Annotated in this window: 16 protein-coding genes; 10 read left to right on the top strand and 6 right to left on the bottom strand. The window is 72.8% G+C overall.

The genetic code is table 11. The annotated features are described in order from the left end of the window. The gene (locus O7598_RS21185) at positions 1–1,749 is read right to left on the bottom strand and encodes an ATP-binding protein (RefSeq protein ID WP_269693057.1); all 1,749 of its coding nucleotides are present in this window, start codon (positions 1,747–1,749) and stop codon (positions 1–3) included. Between the two features lie 220 nt (positions 1,750–1,969). Between O7598_RS21185 and O7598_RS21180 the strand changes: the two genes are divergently transcribed. Further along, complete coding sequence (locus O7598_RS21180; protein WP_269693056.1) at positions 1,970–3,604, top strand: hypothetical protein; 1,635 nt, start codon at positions 1,970–1,972, stop codon at positions 3,602–3,604. Here the strand turns inward: O7598_RS21180 and O7598_RS21175 are convergent, their stop codons facing one another. Together O7598_RS21175 and O7598_RS21170 are read right to left on the bottom strand one after the other, a co-directional pair. Beyond that, the gene (locus O7598_RS21175) at positions 3,605–4,033 is read right to left on the bottom strand and encodes a DUF7144 family membrane protein (protein WP_269693055.1); all 429 of its coding nucleotides are present in this window, start codon (positions 4,031–4,033) and stop codon (positions 3,605–3,607) included. Between the two features lie 221 nt (positions 4,034–4,254). After that, complete coding sequence (locus O7598_RS21170) at positions 4,255–5,040, bottom strand: pyrimidine reductase family protein (RefSeq protein WP_269693054.1); 786 nt, start codon at positions 5,038–5,040, stop codon at positions 4,255–4,257. A gap of 150 nt (positions 5,041–5,190) precedes the next feature. Between O7598_RS21170 and O7598_RS21165 the strand changes: the two genes are divergently transcribed. From O7598_RS21165 to O7598_RS21140, 6 genes are all read left to right on the top strand, one after another. Next, positions 5,191–5,736, top strand: coding sequence for a plasmid pRiA4b ORF-3 family protein (locus O7598_RS21165; RefSeq protein WP_269693053.1), 546 nt, complete (start codon positions 5,191–5,193; stop codon positions 5,734–5,736). A 208-nt stretch (positions 5,737–5,944) separates the two neighbouring features. After that, positions 5,945–7,264: an ABC transporter substrate-binding protein gene (locus tag O7598_RS21160; protein WP_269693052.1), complete on the top strand. Its 1,320-nt coding sequence runs from the start codon at positions 5,945–5,947 to the stop codon at positions 7,262–7,264. Positions 7,265–7,385: 121 nt separating this feature from the next. Then, positions 7,386–8,363 (top strand): carbohydrate ABC transporter permease, encoded by a 978-nt coding sequence (locus tag O7598_RS21155; RefSeq protein ID WP_269693051.1) that lies wholly within the window; start codon positions 7,386–7,388, stop codon positions 8,361–8,363. A gap of 10 nt (positions 8,364–8,373) precedes the next feature. Next, entirely contained in the window at positions 8,374–9,270 is an 897-nt protein-coding gene (locus O7598_RS21150; protein WP_269693050.1) for a carbohydrate ABC transporter permease, read from the top strand. Further along, positions 9,267–10,700, top strand: a complete 1,434-nt coding sequence (locus O7598_RS21145; protein WP_269693049.1) for a GH1 family beta-glucosidase — start codon at positions 9,267–9,269, stop codon at positions 10,698–10,700. Before O7598_RS21150 ends, O7598_RS21145 begins: the two co-directional genes overlap by 4 nt. A gap of 84 nt (positions 10,701–10,784) precedes the next feature. Then, on the top strand, positions 10,785–11,831 hold the full coding sequence (locus tag O7598_RS21140; protein WP_269693048.1) for a LacI family DNA-binding transcriptional regulator: 1,047 nt from the start codon (positions 10,785–10,787) through the stop codon (positions 11,829–11,831). 13 nt (positions 11,832–11,844) lie between these two features. Here the strand turns inward: O7598_RS21140 and O7598_RS21135 are convergent, their stop codons facing one another. Both O7598_RS21135 and O7598_RS21130 read right to left on the bottom strand, forming a co-directional pair. Next, positions 11,845–13,056 (bottom strand): acyl-CoA dehydrogenase family protein, encoded by a 1,212-nt coding sequence (locus O7598_RS21135; protein ID WP_269693047.1) that lies wholly within the window; start codon positions 13,054–13,056, stop codon positions 11,845–11,847. Further along, positions 13,057–14,130 (bottom strand): phosphotransferase family protein, encoded by a 1,074-nt coding sequence (locus O7598_RS21130; protein WP_269693046.1) that lies wholly within the window; start codon positions 14,128–14,130, stop codon positions 13,057–13,059. Between the two features lie 148 nt (positions 14,131–14,278). On the opposite strand from O7598_RS21130, the gene O7598_RS21125 reads away from it, so the two are divergent. Together O7598_RS21125 and O7598_RS21120 are read left to right on the top strand one after the other, a co-directional pair. Then, entirely contained in the window at positions 14,279–14,983 is a 705-nt protein-coding gene (locus O7598_RS21125; RefSeq protein ID WP_269693045.1) for an amino acid-binding protein, read from the top strand. 81 nt (positions 14,984–15,064) lie between these two features. Then, the gene (locus O7598_RS21120) at positions 15,065–16,216 is read left to right on the top strand and encodes a GNAT family N-acetyltransferase (protein WP_269693044.1); all 1,152 of its coding nucleotides are present in this window, start codon (positions 15,065–15,067) and stop codon (positions 16,214–16,216) included. A 493-nt stretch (positions 16,217–16,709) separates the two neighbouring features. Here O7598_RS21120 and O7598_RS21115 read toward each other — a convergent pair whose 3' ends face one another. Then, positions 16,710–18,275 (bottom strand): aldehyde dehydrogenase family protein, encoded by a 1,566-nt coding sequence (locus tag O7598_RS21115; RefSeq protein WP_269693043.1) that lies wholly within the window; start codon positions 18,273–18,275, stop codon positions 16,710–16,712. Positions 18,276–18,589: 314 nt separating this feature from the next. On the opposite strand from O7598_RS21115, the gene O7598_RS21110 reads away from it, so the two are divergent. Continuing rightward, on the top strand, positions 18,590–21,481 hold the full coding sequence (locus O7598_RS21110) for a glycoside hydrolase family 9 protein (RefSeq protein ID WP_269693042.1): 2,892 nt from the start codon (positions 18,590–18,592) through the stop codon (positions 21,479–21,481). The last annotated feature ends 193 nt before the right edge of the window (positions 21,482–21,674 follow it).

Genomic DNA, 21,674 nt, shown 5'->3' with positions numbered 1-21,674 from the left:
CTAGAACGGGATGTCGTCGTCGGACGAGCCGGAGCCGACCACCGCGAACGGGTCGGCGGACTGCGTGATCGACCGTAGCGTCTCCGACGGCGGGCGGCCGGCCTCGGAGACCCGGGTCGCCCAGGCCGGGAACGGGAACTCCAGGCAGAGCGGCACCGGGATGTCGGGCTGGTTGACGAACATGGTGCCCGGCTTGGCCAGCAGCGCCCGCTGCCGCTGCGCGGGCGGGAGGAAGCCGTATTCCGGGCGGGACGCCTCGGCCGGGTCGAGCCGGCCGACCACCCGGATCGCCGAGTTGGTGACGATCCGCCGTTCCACCTCGCTCGCGGTCTGCTGCGCGCCGACCAGGATCACGCCCAACGAGCGGCCCCGCTCGGCGATGTCGAGCAGCACCTCCTTGATCGGGGAGGAGCCCTCGCGCGGCGCGTACTTGTTCAGCTCGTCGAGCACGACGAAGAGCAACGGCTTGGCGGTGCCGGCCTTCTCCTTGCGTTCGAACTCGCTCTTCAGCGTCACGCCGACCACGAAGCGCTGCGCGCGGTCCGGCAGATTGTGCAGGTCGACCACGGTGACCTGGGCGCTCTCCGCGGTGTTGATGGAGTGCGGCCGTCGCTCGGCCAGGTCACCGCGGATCAGCCGGCCCAGGTCCTTCTTGCTGCCGATGAGCCGACGGGCGAACGCGTTCACCGTGCCCAGCCCGACCGCGCTGCCGGCCCACTCGCCCCGGGTCTCGTCGTCGTTGAGCCGCTCGACGACGTGGTCGACCAGGTCGGCGTAGGAGCCCAGGCGGACGCCGTCGATGCTCACCCCGCCGTCGGCGGGCTGGGCGTAGCGGGCCAGGTGGGCGGCGACCGAGTGGACCACCATCGTGTATTGCTGGCGCTCGTCGTCGGCGTCGGCGAAGACGTAGGGCAGCAGGCGGTCGGCGCAGAACTCGGTGAGCGTCCAGTAGAAGCTGTCGACGCCGGTGAGCCGGCTGCTCACGTCGGGCGTGCCGGACGAGTCGCCGACCCGGGGCGGGGCGTAGACCCGCACGTCGGGGAACGCGCCGGCGTCGAGACCGAGCTTCGCGTAGGCCGCGCGGGTCGGGTCGTCGAGCCGGCTGTTGGGGTGGTCGAGAAAGAGCAGGTCCTCGCCCTTGACGTTGAAGATCAGCGCCTTGGCGTTGACGGCGTCGCCACCGAGCACCCCGGAGCGGAACACCGAGTAGAGCAGGAAGGTGGCGAAGCTGGTCTTGGTGGCGACGCCGGAGATGCCGGAGATGGAGACGTGTGCGCCGCGGGTGCCGTCGAGGAAGTCGGCGTTGAGGTAGACCGGCACCCCGTCGCGGCCCATCCCCATCGGGATCCGCCGCTCCATCCGGTCGAAGTGCAGGGCCCGGGCCCGGGCGTCGCCCTCGGCCCGGTGCACCACCGCGCCCGGGGTCGGCGGGACGTAGAACTCCGGGTCGACCCGGGTGGTGGTGATCTCGGCGGCCTCCTGCACCTGCGCCGGCAGCGTGCCGTCGGCGATGGCGAAGACGTCGGAGTCGAACTGCGCCCCCTCGTGCCGGGCGCGCACCTGGGTCACCACGCCGGCGATGGTCACCGGCTCGCGCTCGGGCAGCTCGCGCCGGGTCACCACCACGTCGTCGAGTTGCAGGTAGCTCCCCGGGGCGACGGCGGTCCAGAAGGTGAGCGGGGTGGCGTCGGCGGTGCCGAGCACCCGGCCCACACCCTCGCCGGGCCCGTCGAGCTGGTCGTCGGTCATCGGCGAACTCCGGTCGGCTGGTCGTTCCGGTCACGGCGCACGTCCTGCATCCTGCCCGAGGGATGCGACAGGTTGCCACGCGACGCGTCGGACGCCACGTCGGCGCGTCCCGGCCGGTCGCCGGGTGGATCCGGTCGGCCACGGTGCGTGCGATTACGCCTCGTCGTGCCGCTCGGCGCGGGATCCTGCAGAGAGGCCGGACAGAGCGGGGGAGCGGGACGTGGCGTCGACGCGGGGCCGGCTGGTCGGGCTGTTCGCCCTCGCCGCGGCCCTGCCGGCGGTCGAGGAGGCGGTGCTGGTCACCGCCCGGTTCCACGCCGCGCAGGGGCTCGCGCCGCAGGTCACCGCGGTCTGGCCGTACGACTCGTACCACGACATGCGGTGGCTGCTGGTCTACCACGACTCGTGGGGGAGTTTCGCGCTCGGCCTGCTCGCGCTGATCGTGATCCGCGCGTTGCTCTCCGCGCTGCTGACCTGGTTGTCCTGGCCGGCCGGGGAGGCTCGGCCGTCGCGGCGTTGGCTGCTGCGACGCAACCTGGAGGTCGCCGTGGTGGCCGCGCTCGTGGTCTCGCCGTGGGCCGCGCTCTCCGTCGCCTTCTCCGCGGTGGCCCTGTCCTGGTATCTGTTCGCCTCGCTGGGGCCGCTGCTGGTGACCGCGCCGTTCCTGGCCCGCGCCGGGGTGGTGGACAGGTGGTGGCGCGGGCTGCCCACGATCGAGCTGTTCGGCTGGTCGACGCTGAACTTCGTGGTGCTCACCCTGGCCGGCGCGCTGATCTCCAGCGCCCCCGGTTGGTGGGGGGTGCCGGTCGCCGCGCTCGCCGGGGCGGTGAACGGCGCGCTCTGGCTGCGCACCGTGGCCGCCGCGGTGCTGCCCGTCCGGGTCCGGCTGCCCCGGGTTCCGGCCGCGCCGATCGTGATCGTCCTGGCCGTGGTCGGCGCGATCTGGGCCGAGTCGTTCATCGGAGTGGCGGCCGGGGGGCAGAACGGGCCGTGGCGTCCGCCGGTCGTGACCCAGCGGCTACCGGCTGAGGTACGCGAGGCGGTCATCGTGCTCGGCGGCCACGACTCGCGCTGGCTGGGCACCCCGCCCGCCGATCCCCGGGTGGAGCGGTTCTCCTACCGCGGGCTGGACCGCGGGGGCCGCCCGCTGCCGTACGAGCCGGAGGCGACCCACCAGTCGTTGGACACCAGCGCCGCGCTGCTCGCCGCGCAGGTCGAGGCGCTGCACCGGCGGACCGGACGGCCGATCGCGCTGGTCGGGCAGAGCGAGGGCGCGATGGTGGCCCGGGCCTTCCTGGACAAGCTGCCGCGCGGGCCGGTGACCGCGGTGGTGCTGTTCAGCCCGCTGGTGCAGGCCGGCCGTACCTACTACCCGCCCCCGGGGTACGAGGGTTGGGGCGTGGCCACCGGCTGGCAGCTGCGGGCGCTGTTCTGGCTGGCCAACCTGCCGCGCCCGGTCAAGGACCACCCGGACGAGGCGTTCGTCCGGTCGATGTTGGTGGACGCCGCGTTCTATCGGAACCGCACGCTCTGCCCGGTGCCGGGCGTCCGGATCATCGCCTTCCTGCCCACGGTGAGCGCGGCCGAGGCGCCGCCCGGCGAGTACAGCCACGTGCCGGTCTACCAGATGCCCGCGTTGCACGGCGGGCTGATCGGCAACCGGGCCGTCCAGGACCAGGTGATCCGGTTCCTGGAGGGCGCGCCGGTCGACCAGCCCCGGCGCGAGTACGACCTGCTCCAGCGGCTCGGCTCGGCCTGGCAGGCGCCGTCGCTGCTGTTGTCGCAGAACCCGGTCTGGTCGGCCAGCCGGGAGGGTGACCCGGCGCGTACCGGCAGGGTCTGCCAGCCACGCTGATCAGCCGGCCGGGCCGCGTCGCGGCTGATCAGCCGCCCGCGTGGACCGGTGATGGCGCGCCAGCAGCCGGAGCGCGGCACCGTCCAGCGCGACCACGATGACCGTCCGCACCGGCGCGTAGGGGAAGAGGAGCAGGTCGACCACGATCGCGGGCAGCACGCAGCAGAACGCCAGCGGCACCGCCCCGCGCCGGCCGCCCAGCACGGCCAGTCCGGCGAGGACGACCGCGCCGCCGACCGCGAGGTGCGCCCATGCCCAGGCGCCGAGGTCGACCTGGTAGACCCCGTCGGCGGTCGCCACCGCGAACCGCCCGTGCCGCGTGTGTGCCCAGGCCGACACCGCGTCGACCAGCCCGGCGGCGGTGAGCAGCGCGGCGGCGAGCAACGGCCGCCGGGCCGGCCCCGCCGCGGGCCGCTCCGTCACGTCCATTTCCCCAGGTTAAGGCCCATTTCTCGGGGCCGTGCCGAGCCAGCCGGCTTCCGGAGGGCGCGAGGCGGACCGGCGTGTCGGTGTCGGCGTGTCGGGACGTGGACAAGGACGCGGTCGAGAGCGACATACCTGAGAGTCATAATGATGACTCTCAGGTATGTCGGTGTAGACCGACCTGCCGCCCGGCGTTCGACTCGCCGGTGTCGCCCCGCGGGGTGGGGTCAGGCGGCGGGTGCGGCCCCGGCGGACGGCGGCTGGTCCGCGTCGCGGGCGTAGCGCAGCATCAGCACCCCGTCGGCGGCGGCCAGCACGTGGCGCAACGGCAGGTGCCGTGGGGCGCTGCCGGCGCCGGCGGTGATCCGGCCCGGCCCGGCGCCGGCGAGCAGCGGCGCCACGGTCAGGCAGAGCTCGTCGATCAGGTCGGCGGCGGTGAGCGCGCCGAACAGGTGCGGCCCGCCCTCGCAGAGCACCTGCTCCAGCCCGCGCCGGCGCAGCTCGGCCAGCCCGGCGGTCAGGTCGACGCGGTCGGCGCCGCAGCGGACCAGGTCGGCCACCTCGGTCAACCCGGCCGGCGCTTCGGCGTCGTCGCGGGTGAGCACCAGCGGCCGGACCGGTGCGTCGGCGAAGCAACCCTGGGCCGGGTCGAGGTCGAGTGAACCGGAGACCACCACCAGCGTCGGGTACTCGGCCAGGCCCCGGTCGCGGCGCCAGGCGCGGCGCTCGGCGTTGAGCGTCACCGCGCGGTAGCCCTCGTGGCGCAGCGTGCCGGCGGCCACCAGCAGGCCGTCGCAGAGCATCCGCAGCATCCCGAAGACGCGCTTGTCCGGCTCGCCGGAGAGGCCGGCCGAGTAACCGTCCAGGGTGACCGCGCCGTCCGCGCTGGCCACGAAGTTGACCCGCAGGTGCGGCCGGGGCGCGCGGCCGTAGAGCGCGGTGAGCTGCGGGTCGGTCAGCGGGCCGGTGACGGGTGCCGGCCAGATCCGTTCGATCGGGGTTCCGACGTTCATTCGCCGGCCGGACCGGTGACCGGTGGGGTGGGTTCGGCGGTACGGTGCTGGCAGTCGCACCACTTCCGGCCAGGACAGTCGTCGTGCCGCCGCTCCCGGCAGGCTCGGCAGATCATGCGGGCAGCCTATGCCGAGGAAGGATGGGACCACGTGCCGCGTCAGATCTTCCAGCTGATGGTGTCCCTGGCGGGTGTCCGGCCGCCGGTCTGGCGACGGGTGCTGGTGCCCGGTGGTTACACCCTGGACCGGCTGCACCGGGTGCTCCAGCACGCGATCGGGTGGCGCGACTGCCACCTGCACTCGTTCGAGATCGACGGCCGGCAGTACGGCGAGCCCGACCCGGGCGGCGAGCTGGCGCTCCGCGACGAGCTGGACGTCCGGCTGGACGCGGTGGTGGGCAAGGGCGACCGGTTCCGCTACACCTACGACTTCGGTGACTGGTGGGAGCACGACCTGGTCGTGGAGGACGTCTGCGCCGCCGACCCGGACGAGCGCTACCCGGCCTGTGTGGACGGGGAGCGGGCCGCTCCGCCGGAGGGCGTGGGCGGCCCGGAGGGTTACGCCGTGCTGTTGGCCGCGCTCGCCGATCCGGCGCATCCCGAGCACGCGACCATGCGGGACTGGGCCGGCCCGGCGTTCGACCCGGCCGGGTTCGCCGCCGACCGCGCCACCACGTTGCTGCGCCGCTGCTGCTGAGCGGGTCTCCGGGAGGGCCCGGGGGCACGCGGTAACGAAATGGGAACGCTCCCACCGGCCTATTGACACCCCTGTTACCTCCCGGCAATCTCATGGGAGCGCTCCCGGGAGTGGCGTGAATCTCTTCCTTGCCCGCTCCGGCCCGGCGCGAAACGCACCCCCCACCACACGAATAACTCGCCTCACCACCGAAAGAGGGGTCTGAAAGATGAGCCTCCCCATCCGCCGTCGGCAGCTCGCGGCCATCGCGCTCGCGTCTGTCACGGTGCTCGCCACCGCCACCGCCTGCAGCGACGACTCGTCGGGCGGCGGCGACAGCGAAAGCGACGGTCCGGTCACCCTGGTCGTCGACGTCTTCGGCGACCAGGGCTTCGGTTACCAGGACCTGTACAAGCAGTACGAAGCCGAGCACAAGAACGTCAAGATCCAGGAGCGCGGCAAGGGCCTCGGTCTCGGTGACTACAACACCCGGCTGACCCAGCAGATCACCGCCGGCTCGGGCGCCGGTGACGTGGTGGCCCTGGAAGAGGGCACCATCGTCCAGTTCTACGCGCAGGCCGACAAGTTCGTGAACCTCGCCGACCACGGCGCGAACGACCTCAAGGGCAACTTCCTGCCGTGGAAGTGGGAGCAGGGCAGCACCCCCGACGGCAAGGTGCTGGGCCTCGGCACCGACGTCGGCGGCATGGCGCTTTGCTACCGCAGCGACCTGTTCAAGGCCGCCGGCCTGCCCACCGACCGCGAGCAGGTCGGCGCGCTCTGGCCCACCTGGGACAAGTTCATCGAGGCCGGCCAGAAGTTCGCCGCCGCCGACAAGAAGCACAAGTTCGTCGACTCGGCGACCAACTTCTACAACGTGGTGCTGATGCAGATCGCGGGCCAGGGCACCGGCTACACGTACTACGACAAGAGCAACAAGATGGTCATCGACCAGAACCCGGACGTGCAGGCCGCGTACCAGCTGACCACCAAGATGATCGGCGCCGGGCTGTCGAACAACCTGCAGTCGTTCTCCAACGAGTGGAACGCCGGTTTCAAGAACGGCAGCTTCGCCACCATCGCCTGCCCGGCGTGGATGACCGGTGTGATCAAGGGCCAGGCCGGTGACGCGGCGGCCGGCAAGTGGGACGTCGCCAAGGCCCCCGGCAACGGCGGCAACTGGGGCGGCTCCTTCCTCGGCGTGCCGAAGTCGAGCAAGCACCAGAAGGAGGCCATCGAGCTGGCCAAGTTCCTGACCAGCGCACAGGGCCAGATCGGCGCGTTCAAGGCGGTCGGCAACCTGCCGTCCAACCCGCAGGCGCTCACCGACCCGGCCGTGGCCGACTCGACCAACGACTACTTCAGCAAGGCCCCGGTCGGCAAGATCTTCGCCGCCGGCGCCTCCGACCTGAAGCCGGTCTACCTCGGCCCGAAGAACAACGCGGTCCGCACCGCCGTGGAGAACACGCTGCGCGCCGTGGAGCAGGGCAAGTCGGCCGACGAGCAGTGGCAGGCGGCCTTGAAGAACGGTGCGGCCGCCGGTAAGTGACCCGGCTGAGCCGCCCGCGGGTGGCGCCGGCAGCCCTGTGCTGCCGGCGCCACCCGCGGTGCCCGCAGAGCCCGGCGTCACCCGTGTGGCGGGTGACGCCGGCTGAGGAGAAGGACTCCTGATGAGCCTCGACCTGCACGCCACGGCGCCGCCCGAGCCCCGCCCGCCGCGCGCCCGCACCTCGCACCGCCGCGCCAGCTCGGCCACCAAGCTGGACCTGAAGTACTCGCCGTACCTGTACGTCCTGCCGTTCTTCGTGATCTTCGCCGTGTTCAGCGCGTACCCGATCGCCTACACGGTCTGGATCGCGCTGACCGACCGGTCGCCGCTGAACGCGACCATCTCGTTCGTCGGGATGGACAACTTCGTCGAACTGATCACCGACGACCCGCAGTTCTGGAACGCGGTGGTGAACACGTTCGGCATGTTCGTGCTCTCCACCGTGCCCCAGCTGATGCTGGCGCTCATGCTGGCCAACGCGTTGAACCGGAAGCTGCGCGCGCAGACCTTCTTCCGGATGGCCATCGCGATGCCGATCATCACCTCGACCGCGGTGGTCGCGCTGATCTTCTCGATGATCTACGCCAAGGACTTCGGCCTGATCAACTGGCTGCTGGACAGCGTCGGCCTGGACCCGATCGACTGGCGGGCGAACCGCTTCGCCTCCTGGTTCGCCATCTCCACCATGGTCGACTGGCGCTGGGTCGGCTACAACGCGCTGATCTACCTGGCCGCCATGCAGTCGATCAGCAAGGACATGTACGAGGCCGCCGCGCTGGACGGGGCCTCCCGGCGGCGCCAGTTCTGGTCGATCACCGTCCCGCAGCTGCGCCCCACGATCATCTTCACGCTGATCATCTCGACCATCGGCGGTCTCCAGCTGTTCACCGAGCCACTGCTGTTCACCAGCGGCTCGGGCGGTCTCTCCGGGGGCTCGGAGGGCCAGTTCCAGACCATCACGATGTACCTGCTCGACGTGATGAACCAGCGCTTCCGGTGGGGTTACGCCGGGGCGGTCGCGCTCGTGCTCTTCGTGCTCATCGCGTTGATGTCGACGGTCAACTACCTGCTGGCCCGCCGCATCAGCTCCGACAAGTGAAGGTGACGAGATGACGACCACCACGCTTCGTCCGCCCACCCGGCCGACCGCGCCGGCCAAGGCCACCCACCAGGCCGAACGGCTCTGGAAGGCCAGCCCGCTGACCTGGTTCGGGCTGGTCCTCGGGGTGATCCTGTCGCTGTTCCCGTTCTACTGGATGATCGTCATCGCCTCGCGGACCAACGACGCGGCCAACTCCTGGCCGCCGCCGTTCCTGCCCGGCGGCAAGCTCGGCGAGAACATCGAACGGGTGCTGGCCAACGGCGACGCCAACGTCGTCAAGGGCCTGATGAACTCGTTCCTGGTCTCCGGGACGATCACCATCGCCACGGTGTTCTTCGGCTCGCTCGCCGGCTTCGCGTTCGCCAAGCTCCGGTTCCGGGGCAAGAACGCGCTGCTGCTGATCATCCTCGCCTCGATGATGGTGCCGATCCAGCTCGGCGTGCTCCCGCTCTACATCCTGATGGCGAAGCTCGAGTGGCTGAACACGATGCCGTCGGTGACCGTGCCGTTCCTCATCGGCGGCTTCGGGATCTTCATGATGCGCCAGTACGCCGAGCAGGCGGTCCCGAACGAGCTGATCGAGGCCGCCCGGGTGGACGGCTGCTCCACCTGGAAGGTCTACTGGCACGTGGTGATGCCCGCGCTGCGTCCCGCCGCCGCGGTGCTCGGCCTGCTCACCTTCATGGAACAGTGGAACCAGTTCTTCTGGCCGTTCGTGGTGCTGGCCGACCCGTCGAACCCCACCGTCCAGATCTCGCTGCGCAGCCTCAACACCGCCTACTTCGCCGACAACTCGCAGATCTTCGCCGGTACGTTGATCGCGACCCTGCCCCTGTTCATCGTGTTCGTTCTGTTCGGCCGCCAGATCATCGGCGGCATCATGGAAGGCGCCGTCAAGTCGTGAGCAACCCAGCCAGCCCGCCCGCCGTCGGCGTCCTCGACGAGGGCCCGGCCGTCACCTTCCCGCCCGGCTTCCTCTGGGGCGCGGCCACCGCCGCGTACCAGATCGAGGGCGCCGCGGCGGAGGGCGGCCGTACGCCGTCGATCTGGGACACCTTCAGCCACACCGAGGGTCGGACGGTGGCCGGGCACACCGGCGACGTGGCCTGCGACCACTACCACCGGATGCCGGACGACGTGCGGCTGATGGCCGACCTGGGGCTGCGGTCCTACCGCTTCTCCGTCTCCTGGCCCCGGGTGCAGGCCGGCGGCAGCGGCCCGGTCAACCAGGAGGGGATGGACTTCTACCGCCGCCTGGTCGACGAGCTGCTCGGGCACGGCATCGAGCCGTGGGTGACGCTCTACCACTGGGACCTGCCCCAGCCGCTGGAGGACGCCGGCGGCTGGCCGGCCCGGGACACCGCCGGCCGGTTCGCCGAGTACGCGCAGCTGGTCGCCGACGAACTCGGTGACCGGGTGAAATACTTCACCACGCTGAACGAGCCGTGGTGCTCGGCGTTCCTCGGCTACGGCTCGGGCGTGCACGCTCCGGGCCGCTCCAACGGCGCGGACGCGGTCCGGGCCGGGCACCACCTGATGCTCGGGCACGGGCTGGCGGTGCAGGCGGTGCGGGCGTCCCGCCCCGAGGCGGAACTGGGCATCACGGTGAACCTCTACCCGGTCACCCCGGCCACCGGCTCGGCGGCCGACGCCGACGCGGCCCGCCGGATCGACGCGCTGGCCAACCGCTTCTTCCTCGACCCGGTGCTGCGCGGCGCGTACCCGGCCGACCTGGTCGCCGACCTGCGCGGCGTGACCGACCTCGGGCACGTCCGCGACGGCGACCTGAAGACCATCTCCACCCCGCTGGACATGGTCGGGGTCAACTACTACAGCCGGCACGTGGTCGCCGCGCCGGTCGAGGGCGGCGAGCCGGAGCCCTACTGGCGGGCGCCGTCCTGCTGGCCGGGCAGCGAGGACGTCCGGTTCGTCACCCGGGGCGTGCCGGTCACCGACATGGACTGGGAGATCGACGCCCCGGGCCTGACCGAGACGCTGGAGCGGGTCCACCGGGAATACACCGACCTGCCGCTCTACGTCACCGAGAACGGCTCGGCGTTCGTCGACGAGGTGGTCGACGGCCGGGTCGACGACCAGGACCGGCTGGGTTACTTCGCCGCGCACCTGCGCGCGGCGCACGCCGCGATCGAGGCCGGGGTGCCGTTGAAGGGCTACTTCGCCTGGTCACTGATGGACAACTTCGAGTGGGCCTGGGGCTACACGAAGCGGTTCGGCATGGTCTATGTCGACTACGACACCCAGGCCCGGATCGCGAAGTCCAGCGCCAGGTGGTACGCCGACGTGATCCGACGCAACGGCCTGGCCGCACAATAAGCTGGGCCAGCCAGTAACGGGCGGCCCCGGCACCGGAGCCTCAACCGGTGCCGGGCCCGCCCGCCCGTCGGAGGAGCACAGACGATGACAACGCAGCGCACCCGCTCGCTCGGGCGCCCGACCCTCGACGCGGTCGCGGCCCGCGCCGGCGTCGGGCGCGGCACGGTCTCCCGCGTGGTCAACGGTTCGCCGCAGGTCAGTCCGGAAGCCCGGGCCGCCGTCCAGCAGGCCATCGCCGAGCTGGGGTACGTGCCCAACCGGGCCGCCCGGGCGCTGGTCACGCAGCGCACCGACTCGGTGGCCCTGGTCGTCTCCGAATCGGGGGAGCGGGTCTTCACCGAGCCGTTCTTCGCGGCGATCGTCCGGGGCGTCAGTTCCGGGCTGCTGGAGACGCCCATGCAGCTCTGGCTGGCCATGGTGCAGTCGCCGATCGAGCGGGAGCGGGTCGAGCACCACCTGACCAACCAGCATGTGGACGGCGTGCTCCTGCTCTCCCTGCACGACTCCGACCCGCTGCCCACGCTGCTGGAGGAGCGCGGCCTGCCCGCGGTGCTCGGTGGTCGGCCGGCCCGGATGCTGCACCCGAACGCCCAGCCGGCGTGGTTCGTCGACGTGGACAACGTCGGCGGTGCCCGGCAGGCGGTGGAGCACCTGTTCGTCCAGGGACGGCGGCGGGTCGCGACCATCGCCGGCCCGCAGGACATGGGCGCCGGCCTGGCCCGCCTCTCCGGCTACCGGGAGGCGGTGCGGGCCGCCGGGGGCGCTGTCGAATCGGGCCTGATCGCGTACGGGGACTTCAGCGAGGGCAGCGGCACCGCCGCGATGCGCCGGCTGCTGGACGCCTGCCCCGACCTGGACGCCGTCTTCGTCGCGTCCGACCTGATGGCGTTCGGCGCGTTGCGCGCGCTGCGCGAGGCCGGTCGCCGGGTGCCCGAGGACGTCGCGGTGATCGGCTTCGACGACGCCCCGATCGCCCGCCAGGCGGAGCCGCCGCTGACCACCGTGTTCCAGCCGGTGGAGGAGATGGGCCGGCAGATGGCCCGCCTGCTCGTCTCGCGCATCCGCGGCGACGAGGTGCCCTCGCCGCACGTGCTGCTGGACACCGAGCTGATCCGCCGCGCCTCGGCCTGACCCGCCGGACGTCTCAGGCCCAGCGCCGCAGCTCCCGCCGGGCCAGCGAGGCCCGGTGCACCTCGTCCGGGCCGTCGGCGAGGCGCAAGGTGCGGGCCTGGGCCCAGAGCGCGGCGAGCGGGGTGTCCTGGCTGACGCCGGCCCCGCCGTACGCCTGGATGGCCTTGTCGATCACCCACTCGGCCATCGCCGGGGTGGCGATCTTGATGGCCTGGATCTCGGTGTGCGCGCCCTTGTTGCCGACGGTGTCCATCAACCACGCGGTCTTGAGCACCAGCAGCCGGGCCTGCTCGATCCGCACCCGGGACTCGGCGATCCACTCCCGCACCACGCCCTGCTCGGCGAGCGGGCGGCCGAACGCGACCCGGTCGAGGGCGCGCCGGCAGAGCAGCTCCAGGGCCCGTTCCGCCATGCCGACCAGCCGCATGCAGTGGTGGATCCGGCCCGGGCCGAGCCGGGCCTGGGCGATGGCGAAGCCGGTGCCCTCGGCGCCGACCAGGTTCTCCACCGGCACCCGGACGCCTGAGAAGTCGATCTCGGCGTGCCCGCCGTGCGGGGCGTCGCTGTAGCCGAAGACCGTCATCCCGCGGCGCACCGTGACGCCCGGGGTGTCCCGGGGGACCAGGATCATGCTCTGCTGGCGGTGCCGGTCGGCGTCCGGGTCGGTCTTGCCCATCACGATGAAGATCTCGCAGCGCGGGTCCATCGCCCCGGACGACCACCACTTGCGTCCGTCGACCACGTAGTGGTCGCCGTCGCGGGTGATCCGGGTGGCGATGTTCGTCGCGTCCGACGAGGCGACCTCCGGTTCGGTCATGCAGAACGCGGAGCGGATGTCGCCGGCGAGCAGCGGCGCGAGCCAGCGTTCCCGCTGGGCGTCGGAGCCGAACTCGGCGAGCAGCTCCATGTTGCCGGTGTCCGGCGCGGCGCAGTTGAGCGCCTCCGGGGCGAGGTGCGGGCTGCGCCCGGTCAGCTCGGCCAGGGGCGCGTACTGGAGGTTGGTCAGGCCGGCGCCGTAGCGCGCGTCGGGCAGGAACAGGTTCCACAGGCCGCGGGCCCGGGCCTCGGACTTCAGCTCGTCCATCACCGGCGGGCGGGCCCACGGGTCACCGGCGGCCAGCACCTGCTCGTGGTGCACCGGCTCGGCCGGGAGGACGCACTCGGTGAGGAACGCCTCCAGCCGCTGCCGCAGCTCGGTCGTCCGGTCGTCGTACGCGAACTCCATCTATTTCTCCCTCACCGCGTGCAGACCGTGTGCGACGAGCGGCGCCACCATCTCGCCGATCCGGTCGAAGCCCTCGCCCAACGTCTGCCCGAGGGTGTGCCGGTAGTGGATGCCCTCGCAGATCACCGCCAGCTTGAAGCAACCGAGCGCCACGTGCCAGTGCAGCGGGCCGACGTCGACGTCGCTGCGCCCGGCGTAGCGGTCGATCAGCTCCGCCCCGGTGGGGAAGCCGGCCCGCGGGCCGATGCCGTCGGCCACCGGATTGCCCTCGGCGTGCTCGCTGTCGCCCAGCACGTCCCAGTAGGTGAGCAGCAGGCCGAGGTCGGCGAGCGGGTCGCCGAGCGTGGCCATCTCCCAGTCGAGCACGGCCCGCACCGCCACCGGGTCGACGGTGGTGAGCAGGTTGTCGAGCCGGTAGTCGCCGTGCACGATCCGGCCCGCGTTCGCCCCCTCCGGCACGCTGCCGGCGAGCGCGTCGCGCAGCTCGTCGATGCCGGGCAGCGGGCGGCTGCGGGAGCGGTCCAGCTGGCCGGCCCAGCGACGGACCTGCCGGGCCAGGTAGCCCTCCGGGCGGCCGAAGTCGGCCAGCCCGACCTCGGCGGGCTCCACCCGGTGCAGCGTGGCGAGCGTGTCCATCATCGCCAGGGCGAGGTCGCGCCGCTGGTCGGCGGTGAGCGCGTCGGTCTGCGCCCGCCGCCGGTAGACCTCGCCGTCGACCTTGGCCATCAGGTAGAACGGCGCGCCGATCACGCTCTCGTCGGCGCAGAGCAGCAGCGCCTCCGGGACCGGTACGCCGGTGGAGGCCAGCGCGGAGATCACCCGGTGCTCCCGGGCCATGTCGTGCGCGGTGGCCAGCACGTGCCCGAGCGGGGGCCGGCGCAGCACCACCTCACGCTCGCCGGCACGCAGCAGGTAGGTCAGGTTGGACTTGCCCCCGGCGATCAGCCGGGCGGACAGCGGCCCGGCCAGCTCCGGCCGGTGCGCGGCCAGGTGGGCGGCGAGCCGGTCGAGGTCGAGCCCGCGGGGGGCCGGACCGGTCGGGGGCCGGGCGGCGTCGACGGCCGGATCGGTCATCCGGATAGTTGATGGCAGCTCAGCTTTGTTGTCAAGGTCGGATGTTCCCGGCGGGACATGCCGCGGCAACGGGGACGAAATGGTCAGCCGGCAGGCTGGGCCCCAGCCTGCCGGCCGTCGCCGGCCCGCCGAGCGGAGGGGATCAGACATGCTGCTGAGAGTTCGGGTGACCCTGCCGGACCGACCGGGCACGCTCGGCCAGGTGGCCCGGACACTCGGCGTCTCCGGCGCCGACATCGTCCAGGTGGTGGTGCTGGAGCGGCTCGGCGGGCGGGCGGTCGACGACTTCACGGTGGTCTGGCCGGGCGCGGCGCGGGTGGAGCGGCTGCTGGCCGGGCTGGCCGCGATCCCCGGCGTCAAGGTGGACGGGGTGTGGCGGGCGATCGGCGCGCCGACCACCACCGGCCAGGACGCGGAGCTGCTCGCCCAGGTGGCGGCGAACCCGACCGACGGGGTGGCCACGCTCGTCGACGCGGTCCCGGGGCTGCTCGCCGCGGACTGGGCGGTGGCGGCGGTGGTGCCGCTCGACTGGGCCTCGCGCAGCGGGGAGGGCGCCTCGGCCACCGTGGGCCACGCGAGCTGGCGGGCGCCCACGCCGCCCCGGCTGCCCGAGGTGACCCCGCTGCGGGCCCGCGCGATGACCAGCCCGGAGGGGCACCACTACGCGGTCGCTCCGTTCGGCCGGGCCGGCCTGGTGCTGGTGGTCTCCCGGGACCACAGCGAGCCGCTCTCGGCCGCCGCGTTCCACTCCACCGAGGTGGACCGGCTCGCCCAGCTGGTCCGCGCCAGCGCGGTGATCCTCGGTGACCGGCTCGACCTGGTGGGTGCGCCGCCGGTGACCACGATCACCTGAGGCGGGGGCGGCCCGTCACCGGGGGGCAACGGGCGCGCAACAGGGGACCGGCATGGTCGGTGGTGAGGAAGGGAGACAACCATGGCGCTGTGGCGGATCCGAGCCACCGTGGACGACCGGCCGGGTTACCTGTCGGTGCTCACGGCGAGCCTCGCGTTGCGCGGGGTCAACATCCTCACCGTGCAGGTGCACACCACCGAGGTCGGTGCGGTCGACGACTTCCTGGTCGACGCGCCGGAGCAGGTCACCGAGGCCGAGCTGCACGCCGCGGTGGAGCGGGGCCGGGGCCGGGACTGCTGGGTCGCCCGCAGTGAGGCGCGGGGCTTGGCCGACGAGCCGACCCGGGTGCTCGGGCTGGCCGCCCGGCTGGTCCGTGACCCGGAGGCGGCCGGCGCGACGTTGCGGACGCTGCTCGGCGCCGACGCGGTGACCTGGCGTCCCACGCCGGCCGCCGCGCCCGGCGGCGTGGGCGGCACCACCATGCTGCTCGCCGATCCAGCGGGCGGCGGCTACGAGCTGCGCCGCCGGGAGCCGAGCTTCACCCCGGCCGAGTACGCCCGGGCGCAGGCAGTGGTCGAGCTGGCGGCGACGCTGGGCCGCCGGGACACCGACCGGGTCACGCTGGTGCTGCCGGACGGCGCGGAGGTGTCGGTGCGACCGGCCACCGCCGACGACGTGCCGGCCGTACGCGAACTGCACGTCGGCTGTTCGGCGCGGAGCCGGCAGCGGCGTTACCTGAGCGGGGCGGCGGACCCGTCGCCGGCCCGCCTGCGTCGGCTGCTGGAGCCGGCCCGAGGGCTGACCCTGCTCGTCACGGCGGGCTCCGGCGGGGCGGCGGAGCCGGTCGTGGCGATGGCCAACCTGCTCGGCGAGGGGGACGAGGCCGAGGCGGCGTTGCTGGTTCGCGACGACTGGCAGCGCCGGGGTCTCGGCTCGGCGCTGTTGCGCCGGCTGCTCGGTCACGCCGACCGGGCCGGTTACGCCGCGGTGCTGCTGCACGTGCAGGCCGAGAACACGCCGATGCTGCGTACGCTGCGCCGGCTGGACCGGCCGGTGACGCTGGAGCGCGACGGCGGCGTGCTGACCGCGACGTTGCCGCTGACCCCCGCCGAGGCGGGCCCGGCCGCCCGGGTGGGCGTGCCGGCCGGCCGAGGGCCGGAGGGCGTCCGACCGGCGTGGCCCGGCCGGGACGCCGTGGCGGGCCTGCCGGCGCAGCGGCCGGGTTCGAGCTGACGGCCGCCCGGCCGGGTCCACCGGCGAGCCGCAACGGCGCGGCACGCCGACGGGTCCGGCGGGGGAGCCGACACCGGCGCCGATGCGGCGCCACCCTGACCGACCTCCGATGCGGGGGACGGTGACACGAACGGGGCCTCCGGTGCGGGGGCCCCGTTCGTGTTCCCGGGCTGCACGGGTCCGGAGCGCTCTCGGGGCCGCTTCGGCCAGCCGCGCTCGGGCGGGACAGCGAGGTGATCATGAAGTCACCGGCATCACCGGAGATCAACACCGCCGTCAACTTCATGATCACGCCCTTGAACGTGGAAGTGCGGCGGGCTCGAGTCGAGGGTTTCGTCGATCATGGACTTGTGGTGCCAGGAAATGTTCGACTCGGCGTGAAATCGGAGGTGCCACAAGTCCAAGATCGACAAGGATTCAGGCCAGCGGAGAGGTGGGCTCGACGACCGCTTGACCGCCTGGGCGCCCCGAGCGACCCGCCCCGGCGGCGGGATCAGGTGGTCGGATAGCTGCTGTGGTCGGGGAAGTTGCCGTAGAGCCGCCCGTCGCCGCCCACGGTGACGGCCTGCACCAGCAGGTCCCCGCCGACGAAGGCGCCCTTCCAGGAGGCGCCCCGGCCGCCGAACGGCTCGTCGCGGTCGCCCCGGGAGCGGGGCTTGTTGATGCCGACCTTGAACGCCTGGAGGTCCGTCGCCAGCTTGCCGGCCAGCTCCTCGTCGTCGCAGGCGAGCGACGCGACGAGCGCGCCGTTGGAGGCGTTCATCGCGGCCAGCAGCTCGTCGGTGGTGTCCACCACGACGATGGTGTCCACCGGTCCGAACGGCTCGGCGTGCATCAGGCGGGACCGGCCGGGCGGGGCGAGCAGCACGGCCGGCGCCACGTACGCCGAGGTGTCCTGCCCGTCGAGGAACGGCGCACCGTCGAGCTTGCCCCGGTGCAGCGGCACGGCGCCGCCGCGGACCGCCTCGTCGACCTTGCGCCGCAGCTCGTCGGCCTTGGCGGCGCTGATCAGCGGGCCGAAGTCCAGCTCGGGCAGCGGGTCGCCGGCGGTCCAGTCGTCGCCGACCGCGAGCGGGTGGCCGAACCGGATCGAGCGGACGACCGGCAGGTACATGTCGAGGAACTCGTCGACCAGGTCCCGCTGGACCACGAACCGGGGGTACGCGGTGCAGCGCTGCTTGCCGTACTCGAAGCCCTTGCGCAGGTGCGCGGCGAGCGTGTCCCACCGGGAGAACTCCCAGACGCCCCAGGCGTTGAGCCCCTCCTGCTCGATGAAGTGCCGCTTGTCGGAGTCGAGCAGCGCGGCGGCGACCTTGCCGCCGTTGGAGCGCCCGCCGACGAACGCCACTGCGCCGATCTCCGGCGCGCGGACCAGCACCTCGGACAGCTGCTCGCCGCTGCCGGAGAGCAGTGTGGCGGGCAGCCCGGCGCGGCGCATCAGCGCGTGCGCGACGGTGAGGCAGACCGCGCCGCCCTGCGACGGCGTTTTGGCGATCACCGCGTTGCCGGCCAGCAGCTGCACCAGCTCGGCGTGCACCAGCACGCTCATCGGGTAGTTCCAGGAGGCGATGTTGCTGACCGGGCCGGGCAAGGGCTCCCGGCCGCCGGCGAGCATCCGCTCGATCTCCCCGACGTACCAGCGCACGCCGTCGAGCGCGCGGTCCACGTCGGCGCAGGCGAGCCGCCACGGCTTGCCGATCTCCCAGACCAGCAGCATGGCGAGCAGGTCGCGGTGGGTGGTGAGCGCGTCGAGCGCGTCGACGACCCGGGCGGTCCGGTCGGCGAGCGGGGTGCGGGCCCACTCGCGGTGCGCGGCGGCGGCGTGGGCGACCGCGGCGCGCGCCGCGTCGGCGTCGAGCCGGGCCAGGTTCACCAGGACCGTGTTGTCGACCGGGGTGCGGACCGCGGTGGGGGTGCCGATCGCCCGCCACTGCCCCTCGACGAGGTTGTGCAGCGTGGCGGTGCCGTCGTCGGTGGTGGTGAAGGCCTCCGGGGCGGCGGCCACCGCCCGGGTCAGGGTGTCGGACCAGGAGGTGCCGTCGGCGAGTCTGAGAGCCATCGCGATCTCCTCAGGGTTGTCCGGGGAGCGGCGGCGTCGATGACGCCGCGGGGTGTGGCGACTGTCCCGTGCCGATCGCGCGGCGGGCAACAGTGCATCGATGTGATCTAAGTTACCGGCGAGTATCGCGCGGGGCGGGGCGGCGGTCGTCTTCCCAACCGGCGGGCGCGAGATTACATTGTCGACTATCCATGGGAGCGCTCCCGCGCCCCCGCGGTCCACCCCACCACCACCGCCGCACGGCGGCCCGACCGGCACCGTCCGTCGCCGGATCGCGCCGCCGTGCGGCAGCCCATCCTCCACAGGAGCTCGCCATGCCCCGACCGACCCCGCCGCCGCGCGGTCGCCCGTCCCGCCGGCTGCTCGCCGCCGGCGCCGCGCTGGTGGCCGCCCTGGCCACCGCCGTGCCGCTCCCGGCCGCCGCCGCCCCGGCCGCCGCCCCGGCCGCCGCCCCGGCCGGGGCGCAGGCCGCGCCCGCGTTCAACTACGCCGAGGCGTTGCAGAAGTCGCTGTTCTTCTACGAGGCGCAGCAGTCCGGCCGCAAGCCCGCCTGGAACCGGGTCTCCTGGCGCGGGGACTCCGCGCTGACCGACGGCGCCGACGTCGGCGTGGACCTCACCGGCGGCTGGTACGACGCCGGCGACCACGTGAAGTTCGGCTTCCCGATGGCCTTCAGCACCACCATGCTCGCCTGGGGCGCGGTCGAGTACCGGGACGGCTACGTGGCCTCCGGCCAGCTCAGCTACCTGCTCAACAACCTGCGCTTCGTCAACGACTACTTCGTCAAGGCGCACCCCGCGCCGAACGTCCTCTACGGACAGGTCGGCAAGGGCGACGACGACCACAAGTGGTGGGGCCCGGCCGAGGTGCTGCCGATGGCGCGGCCCGCGTACAAGATCGATGCGAGCTGTGGCGGCGCGGACCTGGCCGGCGAGACGGCGGCCGCGATGGCCGCGTCGTCGATGGTGTTCCGGCCCACCGACGCCGCCTACGCGGACAAGCTGCTCGGCCACGCCAAGCAGCTCTACACGTTCGCCGACACGGTGCGGAAGGCCTACAGCGAGTGCATCACCGACGCGGCCTCGTTCTACAAGTCGTGGAGCGGCTACCAGGACGAGCTGGTCTGGGGCGCGATCTGGCTCTACCGGGCCACCGGTGACGCGGCCTACCTGGCCAAGGCGGAGAGCGAGTACGACAAGCTCGGCACCGAGCCGCAGTCGACCACCCGCTCCTACAAGTGGACGCTCGCCTGGGACAACAAGCAGTTCGGCGCGTACGTGCTGCTGGCCAACCTGACCGGCAAGCAGAAGTACGTCGACGACGCCAACCGGTGGCTGGACTACTGGACCGTCGGCGTGAACGGGCAGAAGGTGCCGTACTCGCCCGGCGGGATGGCGGTGCTCGACTCCTGGGGAGCGCTGCGCTACGCCGCGAACACCTCGTTCGCCGCGCTCGTCTACAGCGACAAGACCACCGACGCCACCCGCAAGGCCCGCTACCACGACTTCGCGGTCCGGCAGGTCAACTACGCGCTCGGCGACAACCCGCGCAACTCCAGTTACATGATCGGGTTCGGGACCAACCCGCCGAAGAACCCGCACCACCGCACCGCGCACGGATCCTGGTGGGACAGCCAGACCGTGCCCGTCGAGACCCGGCACGTGCTCTACGGCGCGCTGGTCGGCGGCCCGTCGTCGGCCAACGACGCCTACAGCGACAGCCGCTCGGACTACGTGATGAACGAGGTGGCCACCGACTACAACGCCGGCTTCACCTCCGCGCTGGCCCGGCTGACAGGCGAGTACGGCGGCAGCCCGCGCGCCGGCTTCCCGACCGCCGAGACGCCGGACATGGACGAGCTGACCGTGGAGACCACGGTGATGCAGGCCGAGCCGCGGGCCACCGGGCTCAAGGCGATCATCTACAACAAGTCGGCGTTCCCGGCCCGGGCGCTCACCACCGGTAAGTTCCGGTACTACTTCCGGCCGGACGGCACCGGCCCGGTGACCGTCACGCCCGGCTACACCCAGGGCTGCCCGTCGCCGTCGACCGCCAAGCAGCTCAGCGGCGACATCTGGTACGTCGAGGTCGACTGCACCGGCTACACCATCGCGCCGGCCGGGCAGTCGCAGCACCGGATGGAGGTGCAGTTCAAGATCGGCGTGCCGGAGGGCGGCACCTGGGACCCGACGAACGACCCCTCCTACCAGGCGACCGCCGGGCCGAACCGGAAGGTGCCGCTCTACTCCGGCGGCGTGCGGGTCTGGGGCGACGAGCCCGGCCCGGCCACCCCGGACACCACCGCGCCGACCGTTCCGGGCACCCCGGTGGCGTCCGCCGTCACGGCGACCGGCCTGACCCTGACCTGGCCCGTCTCCACCGACACCGGCGGCAGCGGCCTGGCCGGCTACGAGGTCACCCGCACGTCGGCCGGCAGCGACCCGGTCGTCACCGCGTCCAACGTGGCCGGGCTCGCCGTGACCGGATTGACGCCCGAGCGGACGTACTCGTTCACCGTGCGCGCGCTCGACGGCGCCGGCAACCGGTCCGCGGCGTCGGCGGCGCTGACCGTCACCACGCCGGCCGCCCCGGCGCCCGACACCACCCCGCCGACCGCGCCCGGCACGCCCACCGCCTCCGCTGTCGGCGCCACCGGCCTGACGCTGACCTGGGGTCCGGCCACCGACGCGGTCGGTGTCACCGGCTACCGCGTCTACCGGGGCGGGACCGTCCTGGTCGGCTCCACCACCGGCACCACGCTCGCGGTGACCGGGCTGACCGCCGCCACCACGTACACGTTCACCGTGGTCGCGGTGGACGCGGCCGGCAACGTGTCGCCGGCCTCGCCCGGCGTCACGGTGACCACCACGACCCCGCCGGCCGGCGGCGGCTGCGCGGTGACCTGGACAGCGAACAGTTGGGACACCGGGTTCACCGCGAATGTCACCGTCACCAACACCGGCACGACGGCGATCAACGGCTGGACGCTGGCGTTCACCTTCGGCAACGCCGGGCAGAAGGTCGGGCAGGGCTGGTCGGCGAACGTCACCCAGACCGGCACGGCGGTGACCGCCACGAACCTGGCCTACAACGGGACGCTGGCGGCGGGGGCGTCGACCAGCTTCGGCTTCAACGGCACCCACACCGGCGCCAACCCGAGGCCTACCGCCTTCACCCTCAACGGGTCCGCCTGCACGGTCTCCTGACCGCCGACGCGGCGTGGCGTGGTCGGTCGCCGTACCGGGTGGCCGACCACGCCACACCTCGGAAAATGACCGAAACTTTTCCGAAACATATTGTCCGGACGCCCGGCCGATGAAAGCATCGGAATACGTAAATGTTTCGACCCAGGCGTCCAGTCGTCCTCGCCCAGACGGCTCGGGTGTTGGCCAATAGGGA

This window comes from Micromonospora sp. WMMC241, from assembly GCF_027460165.1.
GTDB lineage: Bacteria > Actinomycetota > Actinomycetes > Mycobacteriales > Micromonosporaceae > Micromonospora > Micromonospora humi.
The sequence above is the reverse complement of the archived record's forward strand: the minus strand, read 5'-3'. Positions and strand labels throughout refer to the sequence as shown.

What these genes read in the sequence shown, in the direction of transcription:
- O7598_RS21185 (WP_269693057.1), bottom strand. Translation starts at nt 1,749, where the DNA reads ATGACCGACGACCAGCTCGACGGGCCCGGCGAGGGTGTGGGCCGGGTG.
- O7598_RS21140 (WP_269693048.1), top strand. Translation starts at nt 10,785, where the DNA reads ATGACAACGCAGCGCACCCGCTCGCTCGGGCGCCCGACCCTCGACGCG.
- O7598_RS21120 (WP_269693044.1), top strand. Translation starts at nt 15,065, where the DNA reads ATGGCGCTGTGGCGGATCCGAGCCACCGTGGACGACCGGCCGGGTTAC.
- O7598_RS21135 (WP_269693047.1), bottom strand. Translation starts at nt 13,056, where the DNA reads ATGGAGTTCGCGTACGACGACCGGACGACCGAGCTGCGGCAGCGGCTG.
- O7598_RS21115 (WP_269693043.1), bottom strand. Translation starts at nt 18,275, where the DNA reads ATGGCTCTCAGACTCGCCGACGGCACCTCCTGGTCCGACACCCTGACC.
- O7598_RS21130 (WP_269693046.1), bottom strand. Translation starts at nt 14,130, where the DNA reads ATGACCGATCCGGCCGTCGACGCCGCCCGGCCCCCGACCGGTCCGGCC.
- O7598_RS21175 (WP_269693055.1), bottom strand. Translation starts at nt 4,033, where the DNA reads ATGGACGTGACGGAGCGGCCCGCGGCGGGGCCGGCCCGGCGGCCGTTG.
- O7598_RS21150 (WP_269693050.1), top strand. Translation starts at nt 8,374, where the DNA reads ATGACGACCACCACGCTTCGTCCGCCCACCCGGCCGACCGCGCCGGCC.
- O7598_RS21110 (WP_269693042.1), top strand. Translation starts at nt 18,590, where the DNA reads ATGCCCCGACCGACCCCGCCGCCGCGCGGTCGCCCGTCCCGCCGGCTG.
- O7598_RS21155 (WP_269693051.1), top strand. Translation starts at nt 7,386, where the DNA reads ATGAGCCTCGACCTGCACGCCACGGCGCCGCCCGAGCCCCGCCCGCCG.
- O7598_RS21170 (WP_269693054.1), bottom strand. Translation starts at nt 5,040, where the DNA reads ATGAACGTCGGAACCCCGATCGAACGGATCTGGCCGGCACCCGTCACC.
- O7598_RS21160 (WP_269693052.1), top strand. Translation starts at nt 5,945, where the DNA reads ATGAGCCTCCCCATCCGCCGTCGGCAGCTCGCGGCCATCGCGCTCGCG.
- O7598_RS21125 (WP_269693045.1), top strand. Translation starts at nt 14,279, where the DNA reads ATGCTGCTGAGAGTTCGGGTGACCCTGCCGGACCGACCGGGCACGCTC.